Source organism: Enterocloster citroniae (genome assembly GCF_040545455.1).
GTDB classification, from domain to species: Bacteria; Bacillota; Clostridia; order Lachnospirales; family Lachnospiraceae; genus Enterocloster; species Enterocloster citroniae.
Genome location: NZ_JBEPLZ010000002.1, coordinates 407726 through 428491, shown reverse-complemented (window position 1 = coordinate 428491; position 20766 = coordinate 407726). Strand labels below are relative to the sequence as shown.

The following is a 20766-nucleotide window of genomic DNA, read 5'->3' as shown; positions in this document are numbered from 1 at the left end:
TCCAGAAGACTGGAAGCAGTCTCATTTTTTTGCTGTTTTTAATGTTGAACAATCAATGCAGAAAAGAGGAATTAAAACATGTGGCAGACAATCAATCAGGTACTTGAACAAATCGATGATCTGGTATGGGGCGTTCCCCTTATGGTCCTCATATTGGCCGGGGGCATCCTGCTTACAGCAAGGCTTGGCCTTCTTCAGATCCGCAGGCTCCCACTGGCGCTTCAATGGATGGTTAAAAATGAAGAAAACGGCGAAGGGGAGGTGACCTCCTTCGGAGCCCTCTGTACCGCCCTCTCAGCCACCATTGGAACAGGCAATATTGTGGGCGTGGCCACTGCCATTGCCGCCGGCGGGCCGGGCGCCCTGTTCTGGATGGAGTTGGCGGCATTTCTTGGAATGGCCACCAAATACGCGGAAGGGCTGCTAGCGGTCAAGTACCGGGTGGTGGATGACAGCAGCCATGTGCTGGGCGGGCCGTTTTATTATATTGAACGTGGAATGGGCGCAAACTGGAAGTGGCTGGCCAGGATCTTTGCATTTTTTGGCGTCTGTGTGGGTCTGTTTGGAATCGGGACATTTTCCCAGGTCAATGGAATCTCCTCAGCAGTGAATCATTTTTTTGATCCCAATCAGTCCTGGACCGTGACCATTCCAGGGATCGGAACCTATTCCTGGACCGTGGTCATCGCGTCCCTGATCCTCAGCGTGTGCGTGGCGTTGGTCCTCATTGGGGGAATCAAGCGCATTGCAAATGTATCCCAGGTGATCGTTCCTTTTATGGCCGTGGTCTATATCCTTCTCTCAGTTGCCCTTTTGCTGTGCAACCTGTCCGCTATCCCTCAGGCAGCTGTGACCATTGTAACAGGCGCATTTAACCCATCTGCCGTCACGGGCGGTATTGTGGGCACCATGATCATTTCCATGCAAAAAGGGATTGCCAGAGGCATTTTCTCCAATGAAGCCGGACTTGGCTCTGCTCCCATTGCCGCTGCAGCTGCCCAGACAAAGGAGCCGGTGCGCCAGGGCCTGGTTTCCATGACAGGCACTTTTATTGATACCATTGTGATCTGCACCATGACAGGCCTATCCATCGTGCTCACCGGTGCATGGCAGGTGGAGGGTCTGACCGGAGTGGCCATCACAAACTATGCATTTAACAGCGGCCTTCCTCTTCCGGCCATTGTCTCCTCATTCCTGTTAATGCTCTGCCTGGTGTTCTTTGCCTTTACCACCATCCTCGGCTGGGATTATTATTCCGAGCGGTGCCTGGAATACCTCACCGGCGGCAACATGAAGGTGGTCAAGGCATACCGCTGGCTGTATATCTTTGCTGTTTTCATCGGGCCATACATGACAGTAAAGGCCGTGTGGACCATTGCTGATATATTCAACGGCCTTATGGCCCTGCCCAATATGATCGCGCTGTTTGCACTGAGCGGTGTGGTAACGGATGAGACCAAACGTTTCTTTCAAAAGGACCGTGTATCCCGCCTCACTTCTTTGTCCAGGCATTCTCTGTAAAGTGAACGGTCCGCGCGATCTTAAGCAGATCCGATTCATGATACAGATCCCCGTTCAGTGAGATGGCATACATCTCATCACTGTCCGATTCTGCAAAAAATATATACCACATGCGGGAAGTCCTGTCCTCCTCTGGTATGGGGCCGTGCTCAGCCTCTGCATCTGTGAGGGATGCAGATGTGTACATATCATGGCTTACAAGTATGAGCAGGGCAGGGACCTCGCAGTCAATGACGGATACCGGTTCGCTGATAAACATGGAATGGTTCCACGGATACCCGATCTCCATCAGTTCCCCCTGTTCAAATCTCCGGTAAAGCCAGTCTCCCGTAAACCGCTGTACCGCTCCGGCTGATCTCCATTCCTGAGGGACTGCAGAGGTATCCACATATCTGTTCAAATCCTCCAGCCGTCTTTGGGCGGCCTGATCTGAGGTAAGGAACAGATTTCCTCCGCTGCTGTTTCCCAGGGCTTCCATATAATCTCCATCTGAAAGTTCACCGGGCAGGCGGTAGGTCAGGTAATCAGACATCTTCCTGTGAGTGGCAAAAAAAACCTCTATCTCCCCTCTGTCCGCCAGCTTTATTCCATACTTTTTAACAGCTTCCGGAGTCTGGTACAGATTCAGCCATTCCCCTGTGGTCAGACGCTGCAGGCTGATGTAATCCAGATCGCCTGACCTGTTCTCATAGGATACCTGGATCTCATACGGTTCATCCAAATGGACAAACGGATAATGTTCCACCCGGTTAAGGGAATTTTCATCCTCGTCTCCATCCACCCTGTCCGGTTCCGGAAAGTTCTTCGTCCGTTCTGCAAGTGACGCGGCATCCGTCACACCGGCCAGCCTAAGGACGTCATCCATTGAAATCCGATCCGTCCCATCTTCCGTTCCCTTTAACGTCCCATCCAACGCCCCCTCTGGCGTTCGCTCCGCCCGTTCCGCCTTTTCTTTTGGACTGCTCTCCCCATCCTCTCTTTTATCCAAGGCTGATTCCGGAATCTCCGTAAGCTCCTCCGGTATCCAGATTCCTTCCCCTCCAAAGGGCTGTATCATGGTGACAGCCGCCCTGCTCTTGTCCGGAAATGTATAAACCACCACCTTACTTTTGCTCTCCGCCGCCGTCCCCATGTCCTCCGCCGCCGTCCCCGTGTCCTCCGCCGCCGTGTCCAAGTTCTCCACTACCGTACCCTTTCCGCCGTGGAGATTCAGCAGATACTCCATTGCCAGGTCGGGATATCTCAGATCCCCCAACACCGGGTCCGAGGCGGCATGTTTATTCAGGATTTCTGCCATTCCGTCTTTCCGGTAATCCATAGGGGTTCCTGCGATTCCCCGTCCATACGCCTCATAAAACTCCCGGGCAGATAGAATACTGTCATATTCCTTCAATGTCTCCTGCTCCACATACCAGATCCCATCTTCCTGTTTCCAGGTAAGGTGCTCTTTCCAAACCCACCGGTGGGGATCTGACGTCATGGCATAATAGGTAATCTCCGACCGGCTGCCTTCTGTCTCTGTTTCGTACAACTGATCCATGGGCCATGGACTGGACCAGCCAAAACCGATCGCCGGATCCCCCGGCTGTGACTGGACCTGGTCCATTTTATAAAACCCGTCAGGATCTTGCGGATCAAACATGTCCTTAAGGGTGTTCCCCTCCCTGCCGCAAAAAGCATTGGCCCACGCCTCGGTGCGTGCAGTGATGTCAGACTGGGATTGTTTTCCCGTATAGGTGCAGACCACCAGAACCGTCAGGATCAGGACCAGGATGCAGGCCATCACCCTGGTGGTCACCGGGTGTTTTGCCAGTATGGCGATCCGTTCTTTCACAGCCCTTTTCCCATTCCACATGTCCGGGGAAACATTCAGGACCCCTGCCCTATGCCGCCTCTTTTCCATCAGGCTGATCAGGGTCCTGCCATAGGCGATTCTCTCTCCCTCCCCCAGCCGGCGTACCGCAGCCGCATCGCAAGCCAGTTCACTGTCCCTCTTGGATAAAAAAGCCGCTGCCCAGACCAGCGGATCGATCCAGTAATAGCACAGCAGGATACACCGCAGCATACTCCATATATGGTCATGGTGGCTGGCATGGCAGTCTTCATGGATCAAAATATGGCGCAGCCTCCCCTCATCCTCTGCCATGTCCCAAGGGATATAGATGGCCCGGTCACAGAGAAACGCCATAAAGCATGGGGTACTGAGACCTTGAACGCAGTAAACGGGAAGCTTTGTGATCCCATATGTATCCCCCAGATACCGCTCCCTCCGCATATAGAGGCTCCATGAAAAATGCAGGTTGGTCCACATCATGCGGGCAAACAGCAGGATTCCTCCCAATATCCACAGCGTGAGAATGATCAGATTCCAGTCATGGCCCGCGGCCCTCCCAGCCACGGCTGCCGGGACAGCATAGGGAATCACCTGCCCTGTGCCCAGATTATCTAAAAGAGGTTCCGCTACCGGCCGGACAGCTGCCATCTCACGCAGGTTATCCGCCGCATTCATCACACTGAATGGACTTTCAATGGTCCTAAACCAGGAATACAAAGGAGAAAACCAAGGGATCATAAGGCGCAGTGCCACTGTAGCCCAAATTCCATACTGTATTCCGGGACTGATCCTCCCTTTCAGGAAAAGGCGCAGCAGGCAGATTCCCGCAATAAGAGCCGAGGAGGTAATAAGTGTCTCAATCATGCCTCTCCTCCTCTGCCTTTTCCAGGATTTCCTTCAGCTCCTCTATATCCTGATCGGACAGTTCCCTGGAATCTACCATGGCATTAACCATCAGGCTGAAGCTGCCCTGAAATACCCGGTTCAGAAATCCCCGCGTCTCCTCCAGGACAGTCCCTTCCCTGTCCACCGCCGGGTAGAACAGCTTGGCCCGCTCTCCTTCCCGGTGGCGGATGGCGCCCTTGGCCTCCAAACGTTTCAGCATGGTAATGATCACATTACGTTTCCATCCGGTCAGTTCCTCCAGCTCCTTTGTCAGCTGGGTAATGGTCTTGGGCGGGTTCTGCCACAGCAGGTTCATCAGTTTCCATTCCCCGTCCGATAGATTGATCTTATCCATATGCAGATCTCCTTTATCCGTACCTTTTATTGCTTTACTTACAATTTAGTATACATTTGTATACTAAATTGTAGATCCATACAGGATATATGTCAATAGAAATGATCAATTTTCTTCCATCCGGCCTTTTTTCTGTTATAATAGTAAGACAAACACTACCTTATCAGGAGGATGGCAAATGGCAGACTATCCACAGATCTTAATAAAAGAAAATTTAACAAGAGAAGAACGCAAATGCATCTGCAACCAGATCATGACAACGGAAAGCCACATGGAGCAGCTGATCCTGAAACATTTTACAGATGATGATTTCAGACATGTGTGGGACCGGAAAATAGGCGGAGGCGTCATTGGCGGCAAAGCCTGCGGACTTCTTGTGGCCAGAAAGCTGATCGAACTTATGATGGCGGATTACGCGGCCTACGTGGAACCTCACGATTCTTTTTTTATCGGTACGGATGTATTTTACAGGTATCTGGTCCTGAACCGCTGCTCTGAGTTAAAAGCGCGGCACAGACTGGAAAAAGATGATTTTAAGGAAACGGACGAGCTGACAAACAGGCTGCAAAACGGCCGCCTTCCGGATGATATACTTAAAGAGCTGGGAGAAATGCTGGACCACTATGGGTCCACCCCCATCATTGTGCGCTCCAGCAGCATCATGGAGGATGGATACGGAAATGCCTTTTCAGGAAAATATGAATCCGTTTTCTGCATGAACCAGGGTACAAAGGAAGATCGGCTGGAGGAACTGGAATGCGCGGTGCGCAGGGTATATGCCAGCGTAATGAACGAGCAGGCCATTGAATACCGCAGGAAACGCCATTTACTGGATGTGGATGAACAGATGGCCCTGCTGATCCAGCCCGTGGCCGGACAGGCGTACGGTGATTTCTATCTGCCGGTGGCTGCAGGCATGGGTTGTTCCTACAATCCCTATAAATGGATGGAACAGCTGAACCCGGAGGCCGGTATGCTCCGCATGGTCATGGGGCTTGGGACCAGGGCGGTGGAACGGACTCCGGGGGATTACCCACGGCTTATATGCCTGGACCGCGCCCAGGCCAATCTGCGCACCACCATGGCTGAGAGGCATAAGTTCTCGCAGCGCCAGGTGGATGTGCTGGACTTTACCGCCGGACAGCTCTGTACCAAACCCTTGGAGCAGATCATAGAACTGCTTCCAAAATGGCAGGGAAAAATGGTCCTAAGCCATGATACGGAGGCGGAGGACATGCTGGCCCAGCGGCATATTTACCGAAAGGTATATTTTGCGGACTGTCAGGGACTGGTGGACAACTTAGACTTTATACATATGATGCGCGATCTGATGAAAATGCTGGAAATAGCTTATGAACGGCCGGTGGATGTGGAATTTGCCATTACCAGCCCGGAGGAAGGGATATGGCGCCTGAATCTGCTGCAGTGCCGCCCCCTGCAGGCTGCTCTTTCGGAACAGGTCCATATACCTGAGGGTGTGGACCATCAGCTTTTATTTGATGTGCGCAGGACCTCCATGCGGCGCTCCAAGGAAGAAACCATGGATTATATCGTGTGGGTGGATCCCCAGAAATACTATGAATACCCATATGCAAAAAAGCCGGACGTGGCCCGGCTCATCAGCCGGATCAACCAGCATTTTGAGGATACGGACAAGAAGCTGATGCTTCTTGTTCCGGGACGGATCGGAACCTCCTCCCCTGAACTTGGAGTTCCGGTGGTCTATTCAGAGATCAGCCAGTTCAATGCCATCTGCGAGGTGGCTTATGACAAAGCCGGCTATCATCCCGACCTGTCCTACGGAAGCCACATGTTCCAGGACATGGTGGAGGCAGACGTTTATTACGGCGCTATCAACGACAACAGTAAGACCCGCCTTTACCAGCCCGGCCTGCTGGCCAGATGTCCTGAGATTCTGAAGGAGCTGTGGCCCCAGGAGGAGGAACTGGCAGACATTGTAAAGCTGTATGATGTCAGCGGATCCCGCGCCACCCTGACCCTGGATTCCAAGGAAGGGCGCGCAGTTTGCCGGATCAGGGGCGCCGCAGGCTGCAATGACTAAGTCTCTTCCAGCCCGCGGACGGATTTCCGCTCCACCAGTTCACCTTTCATGGTTTCCCGCAGAGGAGGGCGGCCCTTTTCAATCTGTTCAACCAGACACTCCAGGTTCTTAATACTATAAAACAGAACTTGGAAGAAAATCAAGAACCAGAATCAGGTTCCCTTAGTTTCCGGTATTGTGCGGGCTTTTTAGAGGAGAATCACAATCACTGGCAGATCCGCTCCTGGTGCCGCTTCAGCTGCTCCAGGCTCCTAATACAATAAAATCCATTGATCTGTTCGATCAGCGCCATCTCTTTCAGCTCCTTGATGGCCCTCACCGCCGTAACGCGGTTTATTCCCAGCAGGTTGGAGAGCAGCTGCTGGCTTATCTTTTCCTTGATCAGGATCTTCCCGTCATAGGGCACGCCGTAGTGCTCCGCAAAAATAAGAAGGAGATCGCAGATTTTCCACCCGGCATTGTGAAAATTCGTATGCCGTACCTGCTCCATTGCGGACAGGAACTTGGTGGAAAGGGATTCCATGATATCCATGGCCAGCTGCGGATCGCCGGCAATCCCCTCCAGCAGCATCTCCTTGGTGATACAGACTAATTCTGACGGTTGGACCGTCTTAAAATTCACAGGGGATTCCTGGTCAAAGAGAAGGTTTCCTTCCAGAACAAGGGAATTGCTTTCATTGAAATTATAGATCCTCTCCTCCCCCGTCACAGTGGTTTCAAAGGCAGCCACCCTGCCCTTTTTTACAATGTAGCAATAGTTGGTCCTGGTTCCCGCCTGGACTAGCATATGGTTCTTGGGAAATGATTTCTTTTGTCCCAGCTTTTCCAGCCTGGATATTCCCCTTGGAAGATACAACAGACGCGAGACAAAGTTTGCATGCGGCATCTGCACAGCAGCACTCGGTACTTGATTCACCCAACCCACCCTCTCTTTTTGTGAATTTTCACTACAACAGCCCCAAAATTCCCCGTTTCGTTTTAACAATATTATAACACTGTCATGTTTTTAACAACCAGTAGTATATGCTACATTATATCAAATATTTACAGGTGATGTAAGTGCTATAATGGTAGCATTGATTTCTTTTACAGTTTCCAGTATTATGTTATACAGAGAGAATATAATCACCGCCTGAAAAGGCGGAAGACCAATGGGAGGGAACGATGAAAACTGTCATCATCCTGGGCGCGGGCCAGTTTGGACGGGGGATATCCAGGCTTCTTAATACGGAATATATGGAATTAGTGGGATTTGGAGATAATGATCCGTCCCTCTATCATTTAAACAAAACAGAGAAACAGGAAAGGGGATTCCCGGCAGATGTTCCCATTCTTTCCGTGGACCAGGCAGTGCGCCTGGAACCTGACTATATCATCACGGGCGTTACGGACCCGGCACGGTCCGGACAGTTAAAGAGCCAGGCGGTCCACTCTGGTTTCCACGGAGAATTTATTCTTCTCCGGGACCTTTATGAGCAGTTTGACATAAGGAGCGCTACCTTAAAGCAGCTGGCCAAGCGTCTTCACTGCCAGAAAATCCCCGGCCATATAGCGGAGCTGGGGGTCTATAAAGGGGATACCGCCTGGAAACTGAACGCGCTGTTTCCTGACAGAAGGCTGTATCTGTTTGATACCTTTGAGGGATTTGATCCGCGGGATATTGAGAAGGAGGAAGCCCTTGGATGTTCCCGGGCAAGAAAGGGTGAATTTTCGGATACAAGTGAAACAGCCGTACTGAACCGTCTTCCGTTTCCCCAAAACGCAGTGATACGTAAAGGGTATTTTCCGGGAACTGCACAGGGTCTGGAGGATGAGAACTATGCACTGGTCAGTCTGGATGCAGACCTCTACGCCCCCCTTTTATCCGGGCTGGAGTACTTTTATCCCCGTCTGTCCCCCGGAGGCATGATCCTTCTCCATGATTATAACAATGAACGCTTCCAGGGAGCACGCCAGGCGGTTGAGGACTATGAGAAATGCCGCCATCCTCTTGTACTGGTCCCCCTTTGCGACCTTCATGGAAGCGCTGTGATCGTGCGGCCTTAAACGGCCGCATTTTCTTACTTGATTTTGTTTGTCTTATAGTGTATTTTTAATACAGACAGTAACAGTTCAGGACGGCTCATCTTCCTGACCGGCACATATCTGGAGGGACAAAATGGACAACATTGATTTCAAACAGCATTTCATCCATGCCTGCACCCACATGGGCATAAAGGATTACCAGCATCGTCTTTTCACCGTGTGCCCTGTTATGGAGAAAAACAAAAACTACTCCTCTGCAGATGATATGATGAGACTTCTCTTTCTCCCAAGGCAGAGGACCTGTACCTTCAATGAGGTATTGCATCTTTTTACATGGAAAGAGGGCTTTTATCCCCTGTGGATCAATCTTGATTGTACCGGCAGGGATATCATCCTAAGCACCAGCCTGAGGATGAGGAAAGCCGGAGTCCGTGATGACGGACAGTTTTATCCCTTCATCACGGACTGAATTTTCCCTTTACTGTTTGTTGTCTGCCCTTAAGACAGCATTTACCAGCAGCTCCTTTATCATGAATAATTTGTACTCATTCTTCCCCATGGGAACAGCATCCCGAACAGCCAGCGCGGCTGCCTCTTCTGCCATCTCTTCCGTCACCCTTTTTCCTCTGAGGAACTCCTCCACCTCCGGCATACGGTACGGTATTGGCGCAACGCCTCCAAACACGATCCGGGCATCCCTTATTACATGATCCCCTACCTCCAGGCAGGACGCAAGGGAAACAATAGCAAAATCAATGGCATTTCTCACACGCTTTTTATCATAATGCATCTCACCCTTAAGCTTTGGTACCTGGATCTCCTTTACCAGTTCCCCCGGTTCCAGGATATCCTGTACGGTCAGTTCCCTTGTCAGCAGTTCCTGTGCCGTCAAGGTGCGCTCTGTTGTTATGATCTTTGCTCCTGCCATCACAAGCACCGGGCTTATATCCGATGGACTCACCGCATAACAGCCGCAGTTCATACAGCGCCCCGCCTCGGCCTGGGCCGTTTCCCGGTCAAAGGAAGCCGTGTCCTCCCCTGTCAGCGTTCTCTCCTCCGGGGAAACCTCCGCCAGCTTATGGGCCGCCTCCTCTTCCACTGCTTTGGGGTCAAAGTGCAGCCATGGATCCGCCTGGGGCGAACCGGCATCCGAAACAGGATCCCCTCCTGGCATCATCCTTCCCTTTTCTCCCAGCTCCCGGTCCATCCCCGCAGCTGCCACACGCCCCGCAAGGATGGCGCGGATGGCAATGTCAGGTCCGGTAACAGCATCTCCGCCTGCATAGATTCCCTCCTCTTTTGTCCGGAAGGATTCCAGGTCGGCCTCGATCAGCCCTCGGGCGGATTTAAGCTGTTCCCCAAACCGCTCTCCCAGGAAATCCAGGTCCACCCTCTGGCCGGTTGCCAATATGATGGTATCTGCCTCGATGAATGTCTGCTCCGTCTCCTCATATACAGGGGCAAAGCGGTGTTCCCCGTTGAAAACAGACAGGCATTTTTTAGCTGCCAGGCCGGTGACCTTTTTGTCTTTGTCCGTGACCACTTTTCCCAGGCCCCAGCCATGATAGATCTCCACCCCCTCTTCCTTTGCCCTTGCAACCTCCTCCGGCGTGGCAGGCATCTCATGTTCCTGCTCCAGGCAGACCAGCTTCACATGCTTAGCTCCCAGTCTGGCTGCGGTAAGGGCCACATCCATTGCCACGTTTCCGCCCCCGCATACAAGTACCTGGCTTCCAATGGCCTTTTCCAGATATGTGTTGACTTCCACCAGGAAGTTCAGGCCAAACTGGGTCAGGTTCTCTCCCTCCAGACCCAGCACAGGCTGTTTCCAGGCGCCGGTCCCCACGTACACCCTGTGGGAGTTTTTCCTGATCTCCTCTAAGGTGATATCCTTTCCCACGTGGACGCCAAGCCTGAACTCTACTCCCATATGTTCCAGCGCTTTCACATATGCATCCACTATATGCTTTGGCAGGCGGTAGTGGGGAATGCCGTACTGGAGCACACCTCCTGCCTTCTCCATGCGGTCATATACCACCACCTGGTGGCCGGACCTGCGCAGATAATAGGCTGCAGACAATCCGCCCGGCCCTGCGCCCACAATGGAGACCGTCTTTCCTGTCCCATGTTCCGGGGCTGCATAGTAGATGTCGGCGTGTTCCAGGATATAATCTCCCAGGGACCGCTCCACCCCATGGATGTTCACACTGTCGCCGTATGTACACTGGTTGCAGTCGTCCTGGCAAGGATGGGGACAGATACGGGAGGTCATCATGGGCATGGGGTTATACTCCATAATGATCCTGGCAGCCCCATCCCAGTCCCCGTTTCTCAGTCTTGCCATATAAGCCGGCACATCGGTACCCGCCGGACAGGATCCGGCACATGGGGAACCATGACAGGCCATTCCCCCAAACACGGAATGATAGCGGTTCTCCCCATTGATAGCATAGCAGGTTTTGCCCCCTTTTCGCTTGCAGTCCAGCGCTCCTCCCATGGTATCCGGGTATCTGTAGTACCAGCATCGCACGTCCTGGCATATATTTCCTCCCACGGTGCCGATGGAACGGATCAGCGGGGAAGCAACCGAATAGGCGGCCTCTGCCAGTGCAGGGCACAGATCCTTCACTGCCTGGTCCCCGGCTATCCTGTTCAGTTTGCATCCGGCCCCGATGTCCAGCCAGCCGTCCGTTTCCTCAAGTGTGTCAAATTCCGGTATCTGCTTCAGATTCACCACTGTCTCAGGGTGTGTTTTCAGGATCCCGTCCTTATAGATACCAAGCAGATCCGAGCCCCCGGCCATGGCCTGACGCTTTCCCTTGCCCTCCTTTAAGATCCTCGCCCCTTCCTCAAAGCTGGATACAGTTACATGCTCAAACTGTTTCATGGTATACCTCCCTCTCTATTTGATCTTTCCCATGGCTTTTAACACAACGGTGGGCGTGGTGGGATATTCCTTTACTTCCGTTCCAATGGCATTGGAAACTGCCATCAGGATGGCGGAGGGCGCGGGTGAACCGCTGATCTCACCAAATCCCAATGCGTGGAAGGATTCCGTGTCAAACTGTCCCTCCAGGATCACCGTGTCAAAAGGCGGAAATTCATTAAAGGTACGCCATTTATAGTCAATCATATTGCCGCTGACAAACCGGCCCAGCTTTTTGTCCATGACCATTTCCTCAAACAGGGCTGTATCCGCGCCCGCTGCGCCAAAGGATCCCTCAGCCTGCATCCGCACATTCACCGGGTCAATGATCTGTCCCACATCCGTACCCTCCAGGGCACGGAGCAGCTTTGCCTCCCCTGTCTCCAGGTTCACCTCCACCTCCGCAAAGTACAGGGCAAAGTTGGGTTTGTCAAAGTTCTGCTGGTAAAGTCCCATGCCGGTGATGGTCATCTCAGGTGTTCCTGTAATAGCGATCCATGGCAGGCGCATCTGCGGATCAGCCTTGGGGAATACCAGAAAATCCTCCGTATCCAGGTCATCCACACCCATGTGCAGTTTCTCCGCCGCCATCTTAAGCAGCTTCTTTCTGGCATCATTGGCAGCTCTGACCGCACAGGTTCCCATGGTAATAGTTCCCCTTGAACCGATCATTCCCGCATCATATCCTGTGCCGTGGGTATCGGAATTCACCAGCTGGACACCGTCAAAGGGAACCTTCATGACTTCGGCAACCATTTTCTGGATGGCATGGCGCTGGGCGCCTCCTGTTTCTCCGATACACATTTCCACGGTCACGCTTCCAAAGGGATGGAGCTTTACAAATCCCTCCGTAGGGTCTTCCCCGATATCCGCATTGCCGTGCACCCCTACGCCCACGCCGATGGCACGCTTTCCGTCTTCACTGACCCAGGTGGGAACCTCCCATCCCTTCCATTTATCCTTCCATCCAAATTTGGCAGCTGACTCCTCAAACGCGGCGGTAAAGTCCACGGAACGCACCTCCCACCACTTGTAATCACGCCATATGTAGGAATCCCCTGCCTTTACAAAGTTTTTCTTAAACACCTCATAGGGGTCCATATGGGCTGCCCGGATGGCGGTACATACAAGCGGGATCAAAGCGCCCTTTAACTCCTGGCCGCCAAAACCGCGGATGGGGGCCTGGGAACTGTGGTTGGTCGCAATCAGCATGGTATCCAGATCCCAGTTTTTGCATTTTCCGCAGAATGCCTGGGCTTCCCCCAGCCCTACCGCGGTCATTGCCTGGGCATAGGTGGAGGACATGCCTGAATCAATATACCACATGCCCTGTATGGCACTTATGATACCATCCTCTGTGATCCCCACCTTGCCGCGGATACGGCTTCCCTGGCGCAGTTCATAGGACAGCATATGGTCCGTACGGTCCATCATCAGCTTTACAGCCCTGCCCGTCTCACGTGCAAGGGCAATGGCCTGAAGGGCCAGATGGGGGATCAGCTGCTTGCTGCCGTAGGAACCGCCGGAATGGCATGCGATCACCCGCACCGCCACCCCCGGAATGGATGCTTCCGTGTTAAACTTCTGAAGATGGGGTGCGCCGCCGTTATAATAAAGGGTTACCGCGCTGGGACTGGTCCACTGCGCGATCACACCAGGTGATTCAGGCGGAAGGGGGTGTGGCAGCTTGTCATAGCAGTAATATCCCTCCGCCACATAGGCTGCTTCTTCAAAGGCCTTCTCAACATCCCCCACATGGATCTGATTAAAGGGCTCCTCTGAAAATGGTGTGACTTTTGGAAGGACATTTCCCGGAAATTCCTCATAGAGCTGGGGTGCCTCCGGTTTGATCGCCTCCTCGCAGTCCAATACAAAGGGAAGCTCCTCATATTCCACTTCTATGAGCTTGCATGCCTCGTCAGCGGCCTCCAGGGTTTCTGCAGCCACCAACGCCACACTGTCCCCAGTGAAACGCACCCTGTGGTCCAGCACTCTCCTGTGCTGCGGCAGTCCGCATTTCCAGTCAGGGGCGTCCTTATAAGTCAGTACCGCTTTAACTCCCGCAAGGGCCTTTGCCTTTTCTACGTGGATGTCCACGATATTGGCATGGGGATAAGGGCTTCTCAGTACCCTGGCCGTGAGCATGCCGGGAATACGGACATCATCGATGAACTGGCGGCGGCCGGAGATCAGCTCCCGTCCGTCTGCACGGTTTACATGCCTGCCTATGTATCTGTAATTGTTGTCTCCCATACTATGCCTCCCCCTTTGCTCTGAGATCCTTCATTCTCCTGATGGCGTCCTCAATGGCAGCCTCCACCTGGTAATGGCTGATGCAGCGGCAGTAATTGCCGGACAGCGCCTCCCTGATATCCTCCCTGGTGGGATCGGGATTTTTGTCTAAAAGCGCCTTTGCGGACATCACAATGCCGGGAGTGCAGAATCCGCACTGGAACGCGGAATTGTCCACAAATGCCTGCTGTAGTATGCTCAGCTCCCCTGTGTCCTGGTCCTCCAGGCCCTCAATGGTGGTCACCTCTGCCCCCTGGCAGTCGGCCGTTAAGATCATGCAGGATGCCACCGGATCGCCGTTTAAAATGACCGTACAGTTTCCGCATGCCCCGTGGTCACATCCGATCTTGGTGCCGGTCAGGTCCAGCCGGTCCCTGAGCGTGTGGACCAGCGTCTCGGAAGGCTTGACGCACCCCTGCGCATCGCCAATGATAAATTTCCGCTCAACCCCGTTAATCCATATTGAAACCTTGTCCATAGTTTCCTCCTGTTTTTCGTGGTGTACTCCAGGAGATTCCGAGAGTACACCGTATTTCCGGCCGTTTCCCCGTCACACCGGATGTGTCAGATCATGTTTCTATGATATCATTTCATTTCCCCATAATTAAGTATGGCAGGTTACAGATGAAAGCCAAACAACAAATGTAATATAGCATCAGGTGTGACCTGCACTACTTGCCCTTTCCCCCTGGCCGCCCTACAATATTGTTAAATAGATGACAAGGAGGGCTGGAAAATGAAGACCGTTGTAATTCTTGGAGCCGACAGTATGGGGATGGCTGTGGCGGATATGCTGAATCCACGTGAAATGAAACTGGTGGGTCTGGGAGATACCAGGGCTGAAACCTGGAACGTATTCTCCGATCTGGAAAAAGGAGAGCTAAAGGAGGAGATCCAGGGCATGCCTGTGATGCCCATTGACCTGGCTGTGGCCCTTCAGCCGGATATCATTGTCATCGCCACCACGGACCCTGAGAAAAGCCATGCACTGCAATACATGGCGATCCGGGCAGGATTTTTAAACGACATCATCTTTATCCGGGACCTTTGCCAGCAGTTTTCCGCCACCTGCAATGTTCTGCGCCGTATCTGCCGCCGGCTTACAGGCCTTTGCATAGAGGGAAATGTGGCGGAGCTGGGATGTTACCGCGGAGATACCTCCTGGCAGCTCAATGCCCTGATGCCTGACCGCAGGCTCTATCTCTTTGACACCTTTGAGGGATTTGACCCAAGGGATACCGCCAAAGAACAGGAGCTCGCATGTTCCAATGCAGAAGCCGGCCAGTTCTCCGGTGCGGACGAAGAAAAACTGATGGAGCGCATGCCGGTAAAAGAACAGGTAATCATTAAAAAGGGCTGGTTTCCTGAAACCGCCTTTGACATGGAGGATGAGACATTTGCGCTGGTTTATATGGATGCCTGCCTGTACAACCCCACCTTTTCCGGACTGGAATTCTTTTTTCCGCGCATGGCCCGGGGCGGCGTTATCCTGCTAAAGGGAGGCCGCCACGTGGGATACGGAGGCGTTGCCAAGGCAGTGGAGGACCTGGAAGCCAAATACGGCGCCCTTCTGATGCTGCCTGCTGGCGGACTGGATGACACCCTTATGATCGTGCACCCGTAACTCAATCCTGTGCACCCATGATCTCATTCGGCAAAGGATGCGGCTGAAAACAAACCCTGTGCGTTCTCCTGGTTTTTAACCGCATTTATGGATGGTAAAGGGCGCTGCCCGCCGCCATAAAACGGTGTCCATCATTGGTTCACCACGATTAAGGAGGGATAGGAAAAGAAAGTATTTAGGGGGTATAAACGAAACACCGATACAGGTCTGCCGGCCTGTGCAGCGCTTTGTATCGGCTATCCAACCCTGGTTGTAAAGAAATCGAATGGCGGATCCATACCGCCAAGCTTTGTATTAAAGACCAGAAAGGACGTATTTTATGAATTTTTACAAAAATCATTTTGGTATGATCATATCATCCGTGGTAGCCATCTGCATCTCCCTGATCATGGCCACCTCGGCAATCTTCGTAGACAAACTCACATTCACAGTGCCGCTGCTGGTTAAGAACTGGGGAACCGCATTCCTTGTGATCTCCCTGACAGGCATGATCTTTCCCCTCACGGACTGGTCCTTTGCCCTTGGCAGGAAAATGGGGCTGAAGCCCGAGACATTGCCCCATGTACTCCTTGAAAACTTTGTGGCCACCTTGTTCTTTAACACCACGGCCACCCTTGTGCTCACCGCTGTCAATGTCTTTAACAATCCGGAGATAGAGGCAGCCGCTGCAGCCGGCTTTATCCCCAGTGTTTCAGCAGTATATACCCAGAGCGTGATACACGACTGGCCTATTATGTTTATCATAAGCTACATATTTGCGTTCTTTGTGACAAAAGCCGCCATAAAAATCGCGCGCTCCTCCGTGGGGGAGCTGAAATCCCCCCATTCACCCCAGAATGTGAATGCATGATTTCTGCCGTCACAGTTGATGCTGGTACAAAGACAACAGCCGCCGGGAAATACCTGTTTCCCGCCGGCTGTTATTTTGTCACCGGTATGAGAGTCAGCCGTGGGCGGCTGATCCCTGATCCCCAAACCGGCAGTCCCCGGCCAGTCCCTCATAGGTACAGGTCGTACAGTCCGTAACATATCCCACATATTGATCGGATTCAACATAGGCGCCGCAGAGCCCGTTGTGGCGGGCATATACCTGAAGGCACATATCCGCTACGAAGTTACAGGCCGTGGCCTTTCCCTTACAGTATCGACAGACATAATCCCCGCAGGCCCTCTCTTCCGCTTCCATACCGCCCGGCAGGCGCATCTTCTTTAACTGGTGTCCCATATACATTCTCCCCTTTACTTGTTCTTTTCCCTGCCTTTGGGGCAGAGTTCCTGTACTGAATGAAACAAAGAATCCTGATCGCAGGCTTCTCCGCCTGCGGACGGTCGCTTCAGCGGCATCTTTCCTTCCGCCGCAGTGCAATCCCCGTAATGTTAAAAAGGCGGCATAGAGCCGCCTTCTTTTGTTGACAAAGTCAACCTCCGCTTTTCTAAGGTGTACTCTCGGAGTCTCCTCGGCCCCCACCTTTGCGGCGGGTTTATCCCCTGAATGAAGGTCACGCCGGCCCTTTATTTGGAATTCCTGTCATCCTTAAGTCCATGGAGCGCTCTCCAGATATGTTCGGGATCCAGTGGAAGCTCCGTAAAATATACACCGGTAGCCATGTTGACCGCATTGGCAATGGCAGGCGCCACCGGCGCTGCCGAGCCTTCCCCTGCTTCCTTTGCACCCAGAGGTCCTTCCTCATCCGGTGTAAAATCGTAAAAGGTACGCATCTTCGGCATGTCAAGGGCGGTTGGCAGGCGGTAATCACGGAAATTAGGATTTAATATCTTGCCCTCCTTGGTCACGTTGTGCTCGTAGACCGCATATCCAAGTCCCATGCCGATGGAACCCTCCAGCTGGCCTTCCACAGCCCTCTTGTTCAGGGCGCGGCCGCAGTCATGGGCAAATACAAACTCATCGATATCCAGCACGCCTGTCTCCTCATCCACGGTCAGATGGGCCGCTCCTGTGGAAAAACTGTAAGCAGGCGCGTAGTTGGTGGTATTGGTACCATTGTACTGGGAATTGTCGGTGCGGTGGTAATATGAGCCGATACCCACCAGCTCATCGCCTCCCTTAACGGTCATATACTTAAACATGGCGTCCCCAATGGGCATCTGAAGCTCTGCGTTCTCTTTGCTGATCACCTTGCCGTCCAGACACTCCAGTGTTTCAGGCATCACACCCCACATGGGAGCGATCACCTCAAACAGCTGGCGCTTTGCATCCACGGCAGCGCGGCGGGCAGCATTTCCCGCAAGGAAGGTAACACGGCTTCCGTAAGAACCGGAATCCCAGGGTGTCAGGAAGGTATCGGACATGAATGTCTTTACCATATCCATGGGAAGGCCCAGTTCCTCTGCCACGATCGCTGTCATGACCGTATCTGAGCCCTGGCCGATATCATGGGAACCAATGTAAAGAGTTGCCATGCCCCGCTTGTTCATGCGCAGTGTCACGCACGCAGAACTCTGGTTCGGAGCTTCCAGCACCGCGAATCCGGTTCCGGATACAAATCCGGTTCCGGCAAAGCCAATGCCCTCGCCCTTTTTCATCTGATCCTTTTTATCATACCAGCCAATTTCCCTGGCAGCCGTATCCAAAGTCTCTTTGTAAGCGCAGCTGGTAATAGCCAGCCCCGCGGGAGCCACATATCCAGGGTCCGCCGCGCTCATCTTACGGAACTCAACCGGGTCGATCCCCATCTGGTCCGCTGCAAACTGCATATTCAGGTCATGGGCAAAATGCACCTGGCACGCCGTGTAGCCCCTCATGGCACCGGCTGACGGGTTGTTGGTGTACACACGTCTTGCCAGGAAATCCACGGAATTCATCTTATATGGGAAGTTGGCCCACAGTGTGGACTGGGCGCAGGCCGCAACACCGGAACCGCCGTAGGGGCCGCCGTCCAGCACATGGTAGCATTTTTTCGCCAGCAGCTTTCCGTCCGCGCCAAAGGCAGTGTCAATGTGCATATAGATGGGATGGCGGTTACGTGTGGTCTGGAATACCTCCTCACGGGACAGGATCATACGCACAGGCCGTCCGGTCAGTTCCGACATCTTGGCAGCGCAGAGTCCAAAGGAATAGGAATCCAGCTTTCCTCCGAATCCGCCGCCTACCAGCGGCTTGATCACGCGCACCTGGTTCTCCCCCACGCCCAGGCAGCGGGCATACCAGAACTGGTCCACATAGGACATCTGCGTGGACATCCAGATGGTATAGGTGCCGTTTCTGAACGTGGCCACCGCGCCGTGGGGCTCCATGGCCGCATGGACCATACGGTGGGTCTTGTAATCCCTGTGCTGTACATAGCCCGCGTTGTCAAACTCCTGGTCAATGTCCGTGCCCGCCTTCATCACGGACTGCATACCGATATTGTGAAGTCCTTTGCCCTCCCAGTTGACCTCGGGAGCGCCTTCCTCCATGGCCTCAAAGGGATCAAATACACCCGGAAGCACCTCATACTCCACCTTGATCAGGTCAACCGCCCTCTGGGCCGTCTCCTCATCCACTGCCGCCACTGCCGCCACATCATCCCCTACCTGGCGGACCTTCTCGGAGCAAAGTACTTCCTTGTCTGCAAATTCAGCGGCAAACTCTCCGTTGCCCACCAAGGACTTCCACTCAAAGTCCTTTGCCGTGAGGATACATTTTACACCCGGCAGCTTTTCGGCTTCGCTGGTGTCAATGGAAAGGATCCTGGCCGAGGCATAGGGGCTTCTCACCATCTTGCCGGTCAGCATATCCGGAAACATGATGTCGCCCACATACTGGCCGTGGCCCGTCACTTTGTCTTCCGCGTCAATCCTCACATAATGATTCTCACCGGTGAGACGGTAGAATTCCGGCTTTTTAAAATAATGTTTGTCACAGTCTTTATGCATTCTCTGATTCCTCCTCCCAGTTCATTTGTGCGGCGGCAGCCTGGATCGCCTCCACGATCTTGGCATAGCCGGTACATCGGCACAGGTTGCCCTCAATGGCTTCCCGGATCTCCAGTTCCGTGGGATGACGGTTAACATCCAGCAATGCCTTGGCGGACATGATCATGCCCGGGGTACAGTAACCGCACTGCATGGCCCACTTTTCAATAAACTGCTTCTGGATGGGGTGGAGCATTCCGTTCTCTGCAGTGCCTTCCACGGTGATAATGTCATGGCCATCGCACTCCACGGCCAGGGTACAGCAGGAATTGACCGGTTTCCCGTCCAGCATAACCGTACATGCGCCGCATTCCCCTTCCTCACATCCTTTTTTTGTACCGGTTAAAAACAGCTGGTCACGAAGGAAATCCAGCAGTGTCAGGTTATCTTTCACAACGGCGTCAACGCAGTCTCCGTTAACGGTTAAACTTATACTATGCTTCATTTTCCTGCCCTCCCTATAAACATTCCATGGCCTGCCTGACGGCACGCTTGGTAAATACACGGATCATATCCTTGCGGTATTCGGCTGATGCACGGATATCAGAAATAGGATGACAGGAATCCATGGCCTCCTCCGATGCCTTTACAATAACCTCATCGGTAAGGGCCTTGCCGATCAGAGCCTCCTCTGCCTTGGGGGCGCGGATAGGTGTGGCTGCCACTGCGCCCAGGGCGATATGCGCATCCGTGCATATGCCGTCCTCCACCTTGATCTTAACCGCAACACCGATAATGGCCAGATCCATGGCTTTTCTCACAGCGTGTTTTATGTAAGCAGCCCTTTCATTCTCTGCCAGGGGCGGGATCACAATCCCTGTTACGATCTCCCCCGGTTCCAGTGAGGTTTTCTTTACACCCAGGAAAAAATCCTCCGCCTGAATGATACGGTCCTTGTTGGGCCCCTGTACTAAGATCTTTGCCCCCTGGGCCAAAAGGTTGGGCGCCGTGTCACAGGAGGGGGAAGCATTGCAGATATTTCCCGCCATGGTGCCCTTTGCCCTGATCTGTGTGGAAGCCACTACCTTGGCGGCATGGGCCACAGCCGGGTTCTTTTCTTTTACCAAAGGTGAGGTCTCAATGGTGCGCAGGGTTGTCAGTGCGCCGATCTTTAACCCTTCCTTTTCATCATATTCCAGATAATCCAGATCCGGGATCTTCTTCAGATCAATGAGATACTCCGGCGAAATCGCTTTGTCTTTCATGGGCGGGATCAGATCCGTTGCTCCTGCCATGACTTTTGCCGGGCTTCCAAGCTCAAGGAGCAGATTACATGCCTCCCCTATGGTCTTAGGAGCCAGATACTCGAATTGAGGTAATACCATTT

At 53.0% G+C, this 20766-nt stretch carries 16 protein-coding genes; 6 read left to right on the top strand and 10 right to left on the bottom strand.

Annotation, left to right across the window (positions count from 1 at the left end):
• Nucleotides 1-78 precede the first annotated feature (78 nt).
• Nucleotides 79-1521, top strand: a complete 1443-nt coding sequence (locus tag ABID13_RS04015; RefSeq protein ID WP_048929760.1) for an alanine/glycine:cation symporter family protein — start codon at nt 79-81, stop codon at nt 1519-1521.
• On the opposite strand, the gene ABID13_RS04010 is transcribed toward ABID13_RS04015, so the two are convergent.
• Nucleotides 1493-4219, bottom strand: a complete 2727-nt coding sequence (locus ABID13_RS04010; protein WP_048929761.1) for a M56 family metallopeptidase — start codon at nt 4217-4219, stop codon at nt 1493-1495. The two genes, ABID13_RS04015 and ABID13_RS04010, sit on opposite strands and share 29 nt — an antisense overlap.
• A complete protein-coding gene (locus ABID13_RS04005) occupies nt 4212-4595 on the bottom strand; it encodes a BlaI/MecI/CopY family transcriptional regulator (RefSeq protein WP_007860274.1) in 384 nt (127 codons plus the stop codon). Before ABID13_RS04005 ends, ABID13_RS04010 begins: the two co-directional genes overlap by 8 nt.
• A gap of 178 nt (nt 4596-4773) precedes the next feature.
• On the opposite strand from ABID13_RS04005, the gene ABID13_RS04000 reads away from it, so the two are divergent.
• Complete coding sequence (locus ABID13_RS04000) at nt 4774-6657, top strand: PEP/pyruvate-binding domain-containing protein (protein WP_048929762.1); 1884 nt, start codon at nt 4774-4776, stop codon at nt 6655-6657.
• Nucleotides 6658-6862: 205 nt separating this feature from the next.
• On the opposite strand, the gene ABID13_RS03995 is transcribed toward ABID13_RS04000, so the two are convergent.
• Nucleotides 6863-7573 (bottom strand): Crp/Fnr family transcriptional regulator, encoded by a 711-nt coding sequence (locus tag ABID13_RS03995; protein WP_007860276.1) that lies wholly within the window; start codon nt 7571-7573, stop codon nt 6863-6865.
• Between the two features lie 248 nt (nt 7574-7821).
• Here ABID13_RS03995 and ABID13_RS03990 point away from each other — a divergent pair, with 248 nt between their 5' ends.
• Together ABID13_RS03990 and ABID13_RS03985 are read left to right on the top strand one after the other, a co-directional pair.
• The gene (locus ABID13_RS03990) at nt 7822-8703 is read left to right on the top strand and encodes a TylF/MycF/NovP-related O-methyltransferase (RefSeq protein WP_048929763.1); all 882 of its coding nucleotides are present in this window, start codon (nt 7822-7824) and stop codon (nt 8701-8703) included.
• 112 nt (nt 8704-8815) lie between these two features.
• Nucleotides 8816-9151: a hypothetical protein gene (locus tag ABID13_RS03985; protein ID WP_007860278.1), complete on the top strand. Its 336-nt coding sequence runs from the start codon at nt 8816-8818 to the stop codon at nt 9149-9151.
• A 9-nt stretch (nt 9152-9160) separates the two neighbouring features.
• Here the strand turns inward: ABID13_RS03985 and ABID13_RS03980 are convergent, their stop codons facing one another.
• Genes ABID13_RS03980 through ABID13_RS03970 form a run of 3 tightly spaced genes read right to left on the bottom strand, consistent with a single transcriptional unit; the run spans nt 9161 to nt 14378 of the window.
• Nucleotides 9161-11569 carry an FAD-dependent oxidoreductase gene (locus tag ABID13_RS03980; protein ID WP_048929764.1) on the bottom strand — a complete coding sequence of 803 codons (2409 nt, stop codon included), beginning with the start codon at nt 11567-11569 and terminating at the stop codon, nt 9161-9163.
• Between the two features lie 15 nt (nt 11570-11584).
• The gene (locus ABID13_RS03975; RefSeq protein ID WP_048929765.1) at nt 11585-13861 is read right to left on the bottom strand and encodes a xanthine dehydrogenase family protein molybdopterin-binding subunit; all 2277 of its coding nucleotides are present in this window, start codon (nt 13859-13861) and stop codon (nt 11585-11587) included.
• Between the two features lies 1 nt (nt 13862).
• Nucleotides 13863-14378: a (2Fe-2S)-binding protein gene (locus ABID13_RS03970; RefSeq protein WP_007860281.1), complete on the bottom strand. Its 516-nt coding sequence runs from the start codon at nt 14376-14378 to the stop codon at nt 13863-13865.
• A 258-nt stretch (nt 14379-14636) separates the two neighbouring features.
• Between ABID13_RS03970 and ABID13_RS03965 the strand changes: the two genes are divergently transcribed.
• Both ABID13_RS03965 and ABID13_RS03960 read left to right on the top strand, forming a co-directional pair.
• Nucleotides 14637-15524: a TylF/MycF/NovP-related O-methyltransferase gene (locus tag ABID13_RS03965; protein WP_007860282.1), complete on the top strand. Its 888-nt coding sequence runs from the start codon at nt 14637-14639 to the stop codon at nt 15522-15524.
• Between the two features lie 319 nt (nt 15525-15843).
• Nucleotides 15844-16374 carry a hypothetical protein gene (locus ABID13_RS03960; protein WP_007860283.1) on the top strand — a complete coding sequence of 177 codons (531 nt, stop codon included), beginning with the start codon at nt 15844-15846 and terminating at the stop codon, nt 16372-16374.
• Nucleotides 16375-16467: 93 nt separating this feature from the next.
• Here the strand turns inward: ABID13_RS03960 and ABID13_RS03955 are convergent, their stop codons facing one another.
• The 4 genes from ABID13_RS03955 to ABID13_RS03940 form a co-directional block, all read right to left on the bottom strand.
• The gene (locus ABID13_RS03955; protein WP_007860284.1) at nt 16468-16749 is read right to left on the bottom strand and encodes a hypothetical protein; all 282 of its coding nucleotides are present in this window, start codon (nt 16747-16749) and stop codon (nt 16468-16470) included.
• A gap of 287 nt (nt 16750-17036) precedes the next feature.
• The gene (locus tag ABID13_RS03950) at nt 17037-19400 is read right to left on the bottom strand and encodes a xanthine dehydrogenase family protein molybdopterin-binding subunit (protein WP_007860285.1); all 2364 of its coding nucleotides are present in this window, start codon (nt 19398-19400) and stop codon (nt 17037-17039) included.
• The gene (locus ABID13_RS03945; RefSeq protein ID WP_048929766.1) at nt 19393-19884 is read right to left on the bottom strand and encodes a (2Fe-2S)-binding protein; all 492 of its coding nucleotides are present in this window, start codon (nt 19882-19884) and stop codon (nt 19393-19395) included. Before ABID13_RS03945 ends, ABID13_RS03950 begins: the two co-directional genes overlap by 8 nt.
• 13 nt (nt 19885-19897) lie before the next feature.
• The gene (locus ABID13_RS03940; protein ID WP_048929767.1) at nt 19898-20764 is read right to left on the bottom strand and encodes an FAD binding domain-containing protein; all 867 of its coding nucleotides are present in this window, start codon (nt 20762-20764) and stop codon (nt 19898-19900) included.
• Between the last annotated feature and the right edge of the window lie 2 nt (nt 20765-20766).

Coding starts and splice junctions, on each gene's coding strand:
- ABID13_RS03955 (WP_007860284.1), bottom strand. CDS start 16,749: ATGGGACACCAGTTAAAGAAGATGCGCCTGCCGGGCGGTATGGAAGCG.
- ABID13_RS04005 (WP_007860274.1), bottom strand. CDS start 4,595: ATGGATAAGATCAATCTATCGGACGGGGAATGGAAACTGATGAACCTG.
- ABID13_RS04000 (WP_048929762.1), top strand. CDS start 4,774: ATGGCAGACTATCCACAGATCTTAATAAAAGAAAATTTAACAAGAGAA.
- ABID13_RS04010 (WP_048929761.1), bottom strand. CDS start 4,219: ATGATTGAGACACTTATTACCTCCTCGGCTCTTATTGCGGGAATCTGC.
- ABID13_RS03965 (WP_007860282.1), top strand. CDS start 14,637: ATGAAGACCGTTGTAATTCTTGGAGCCGACAGTATGGGGATGGCTGTG.
- ABID13_RS03945 (WP_048929766.1), bottom strand. CDS start 19,884: ATGAAGCATAGTATAAGTTTAACCGTTAACGGAGACTGCGTTGACGCC.
- ABID13_RS03970 (WP_007860281.1), bottom strand. CDS start 14,378: ATGGACAAGGTTTCAATATGGATTAACGGGGTTGAGCGGAAATTTATC.
- ABID13_RS03940 (WP_048929767.1), bottom strand. CDS start 20,764: ATGGTATTACCTCAATTCGAGTATCTGGCTCCTAAGACCATAGGGGAG.
- ABID13_RS03980 (WP_048929764.1), bottom strand. CDS start 11,569: ATGAAACAGTTTGAGCATGTAACTGTATCCAGCTTTGAGGAAGGGGCG.
- ABID13_RS04015 (WP_048929760.1), top strand. CDS start 79: ATGTGGCAGACAATCAATCAGGTACTTGAACAAATCGATGATCTGGTA.
- ABID13_RS03990 (WP_048929763.1), top strand. CDS start 7,822: ATGAAAACTGTCATCATCCTGGGCGCGGGCCAGTTTGGACGGGGGATA.
- ABID13_RS03985 (WP_007860278.1), top strand. CDS start 8,816: ATGGACAACATTGATTTCAAACAGCATTTCATCCATGCCTGCACCCAC.
- ABID13_RS03950 (WP_007860285.1), bottom strand. CDS start 19,400: ATGCATAAAGACTGTGACAAACATTATTTTAAAAAGCCGGAATTCTAC.
- ABID13_RS03960 (WP_007860283.1), top strand. CDS start 15,844: ATGAATTTTTACAAAAATCATTTTGGTATGATCATATCATCCGTGGTA.
- ABID13_RS03975 (WP_048929765.1), bottom strand. CDS start 13,861: ATGGGAGACAACAATTACAGATACATAGGCAGGCATGTAAACCGTGCA.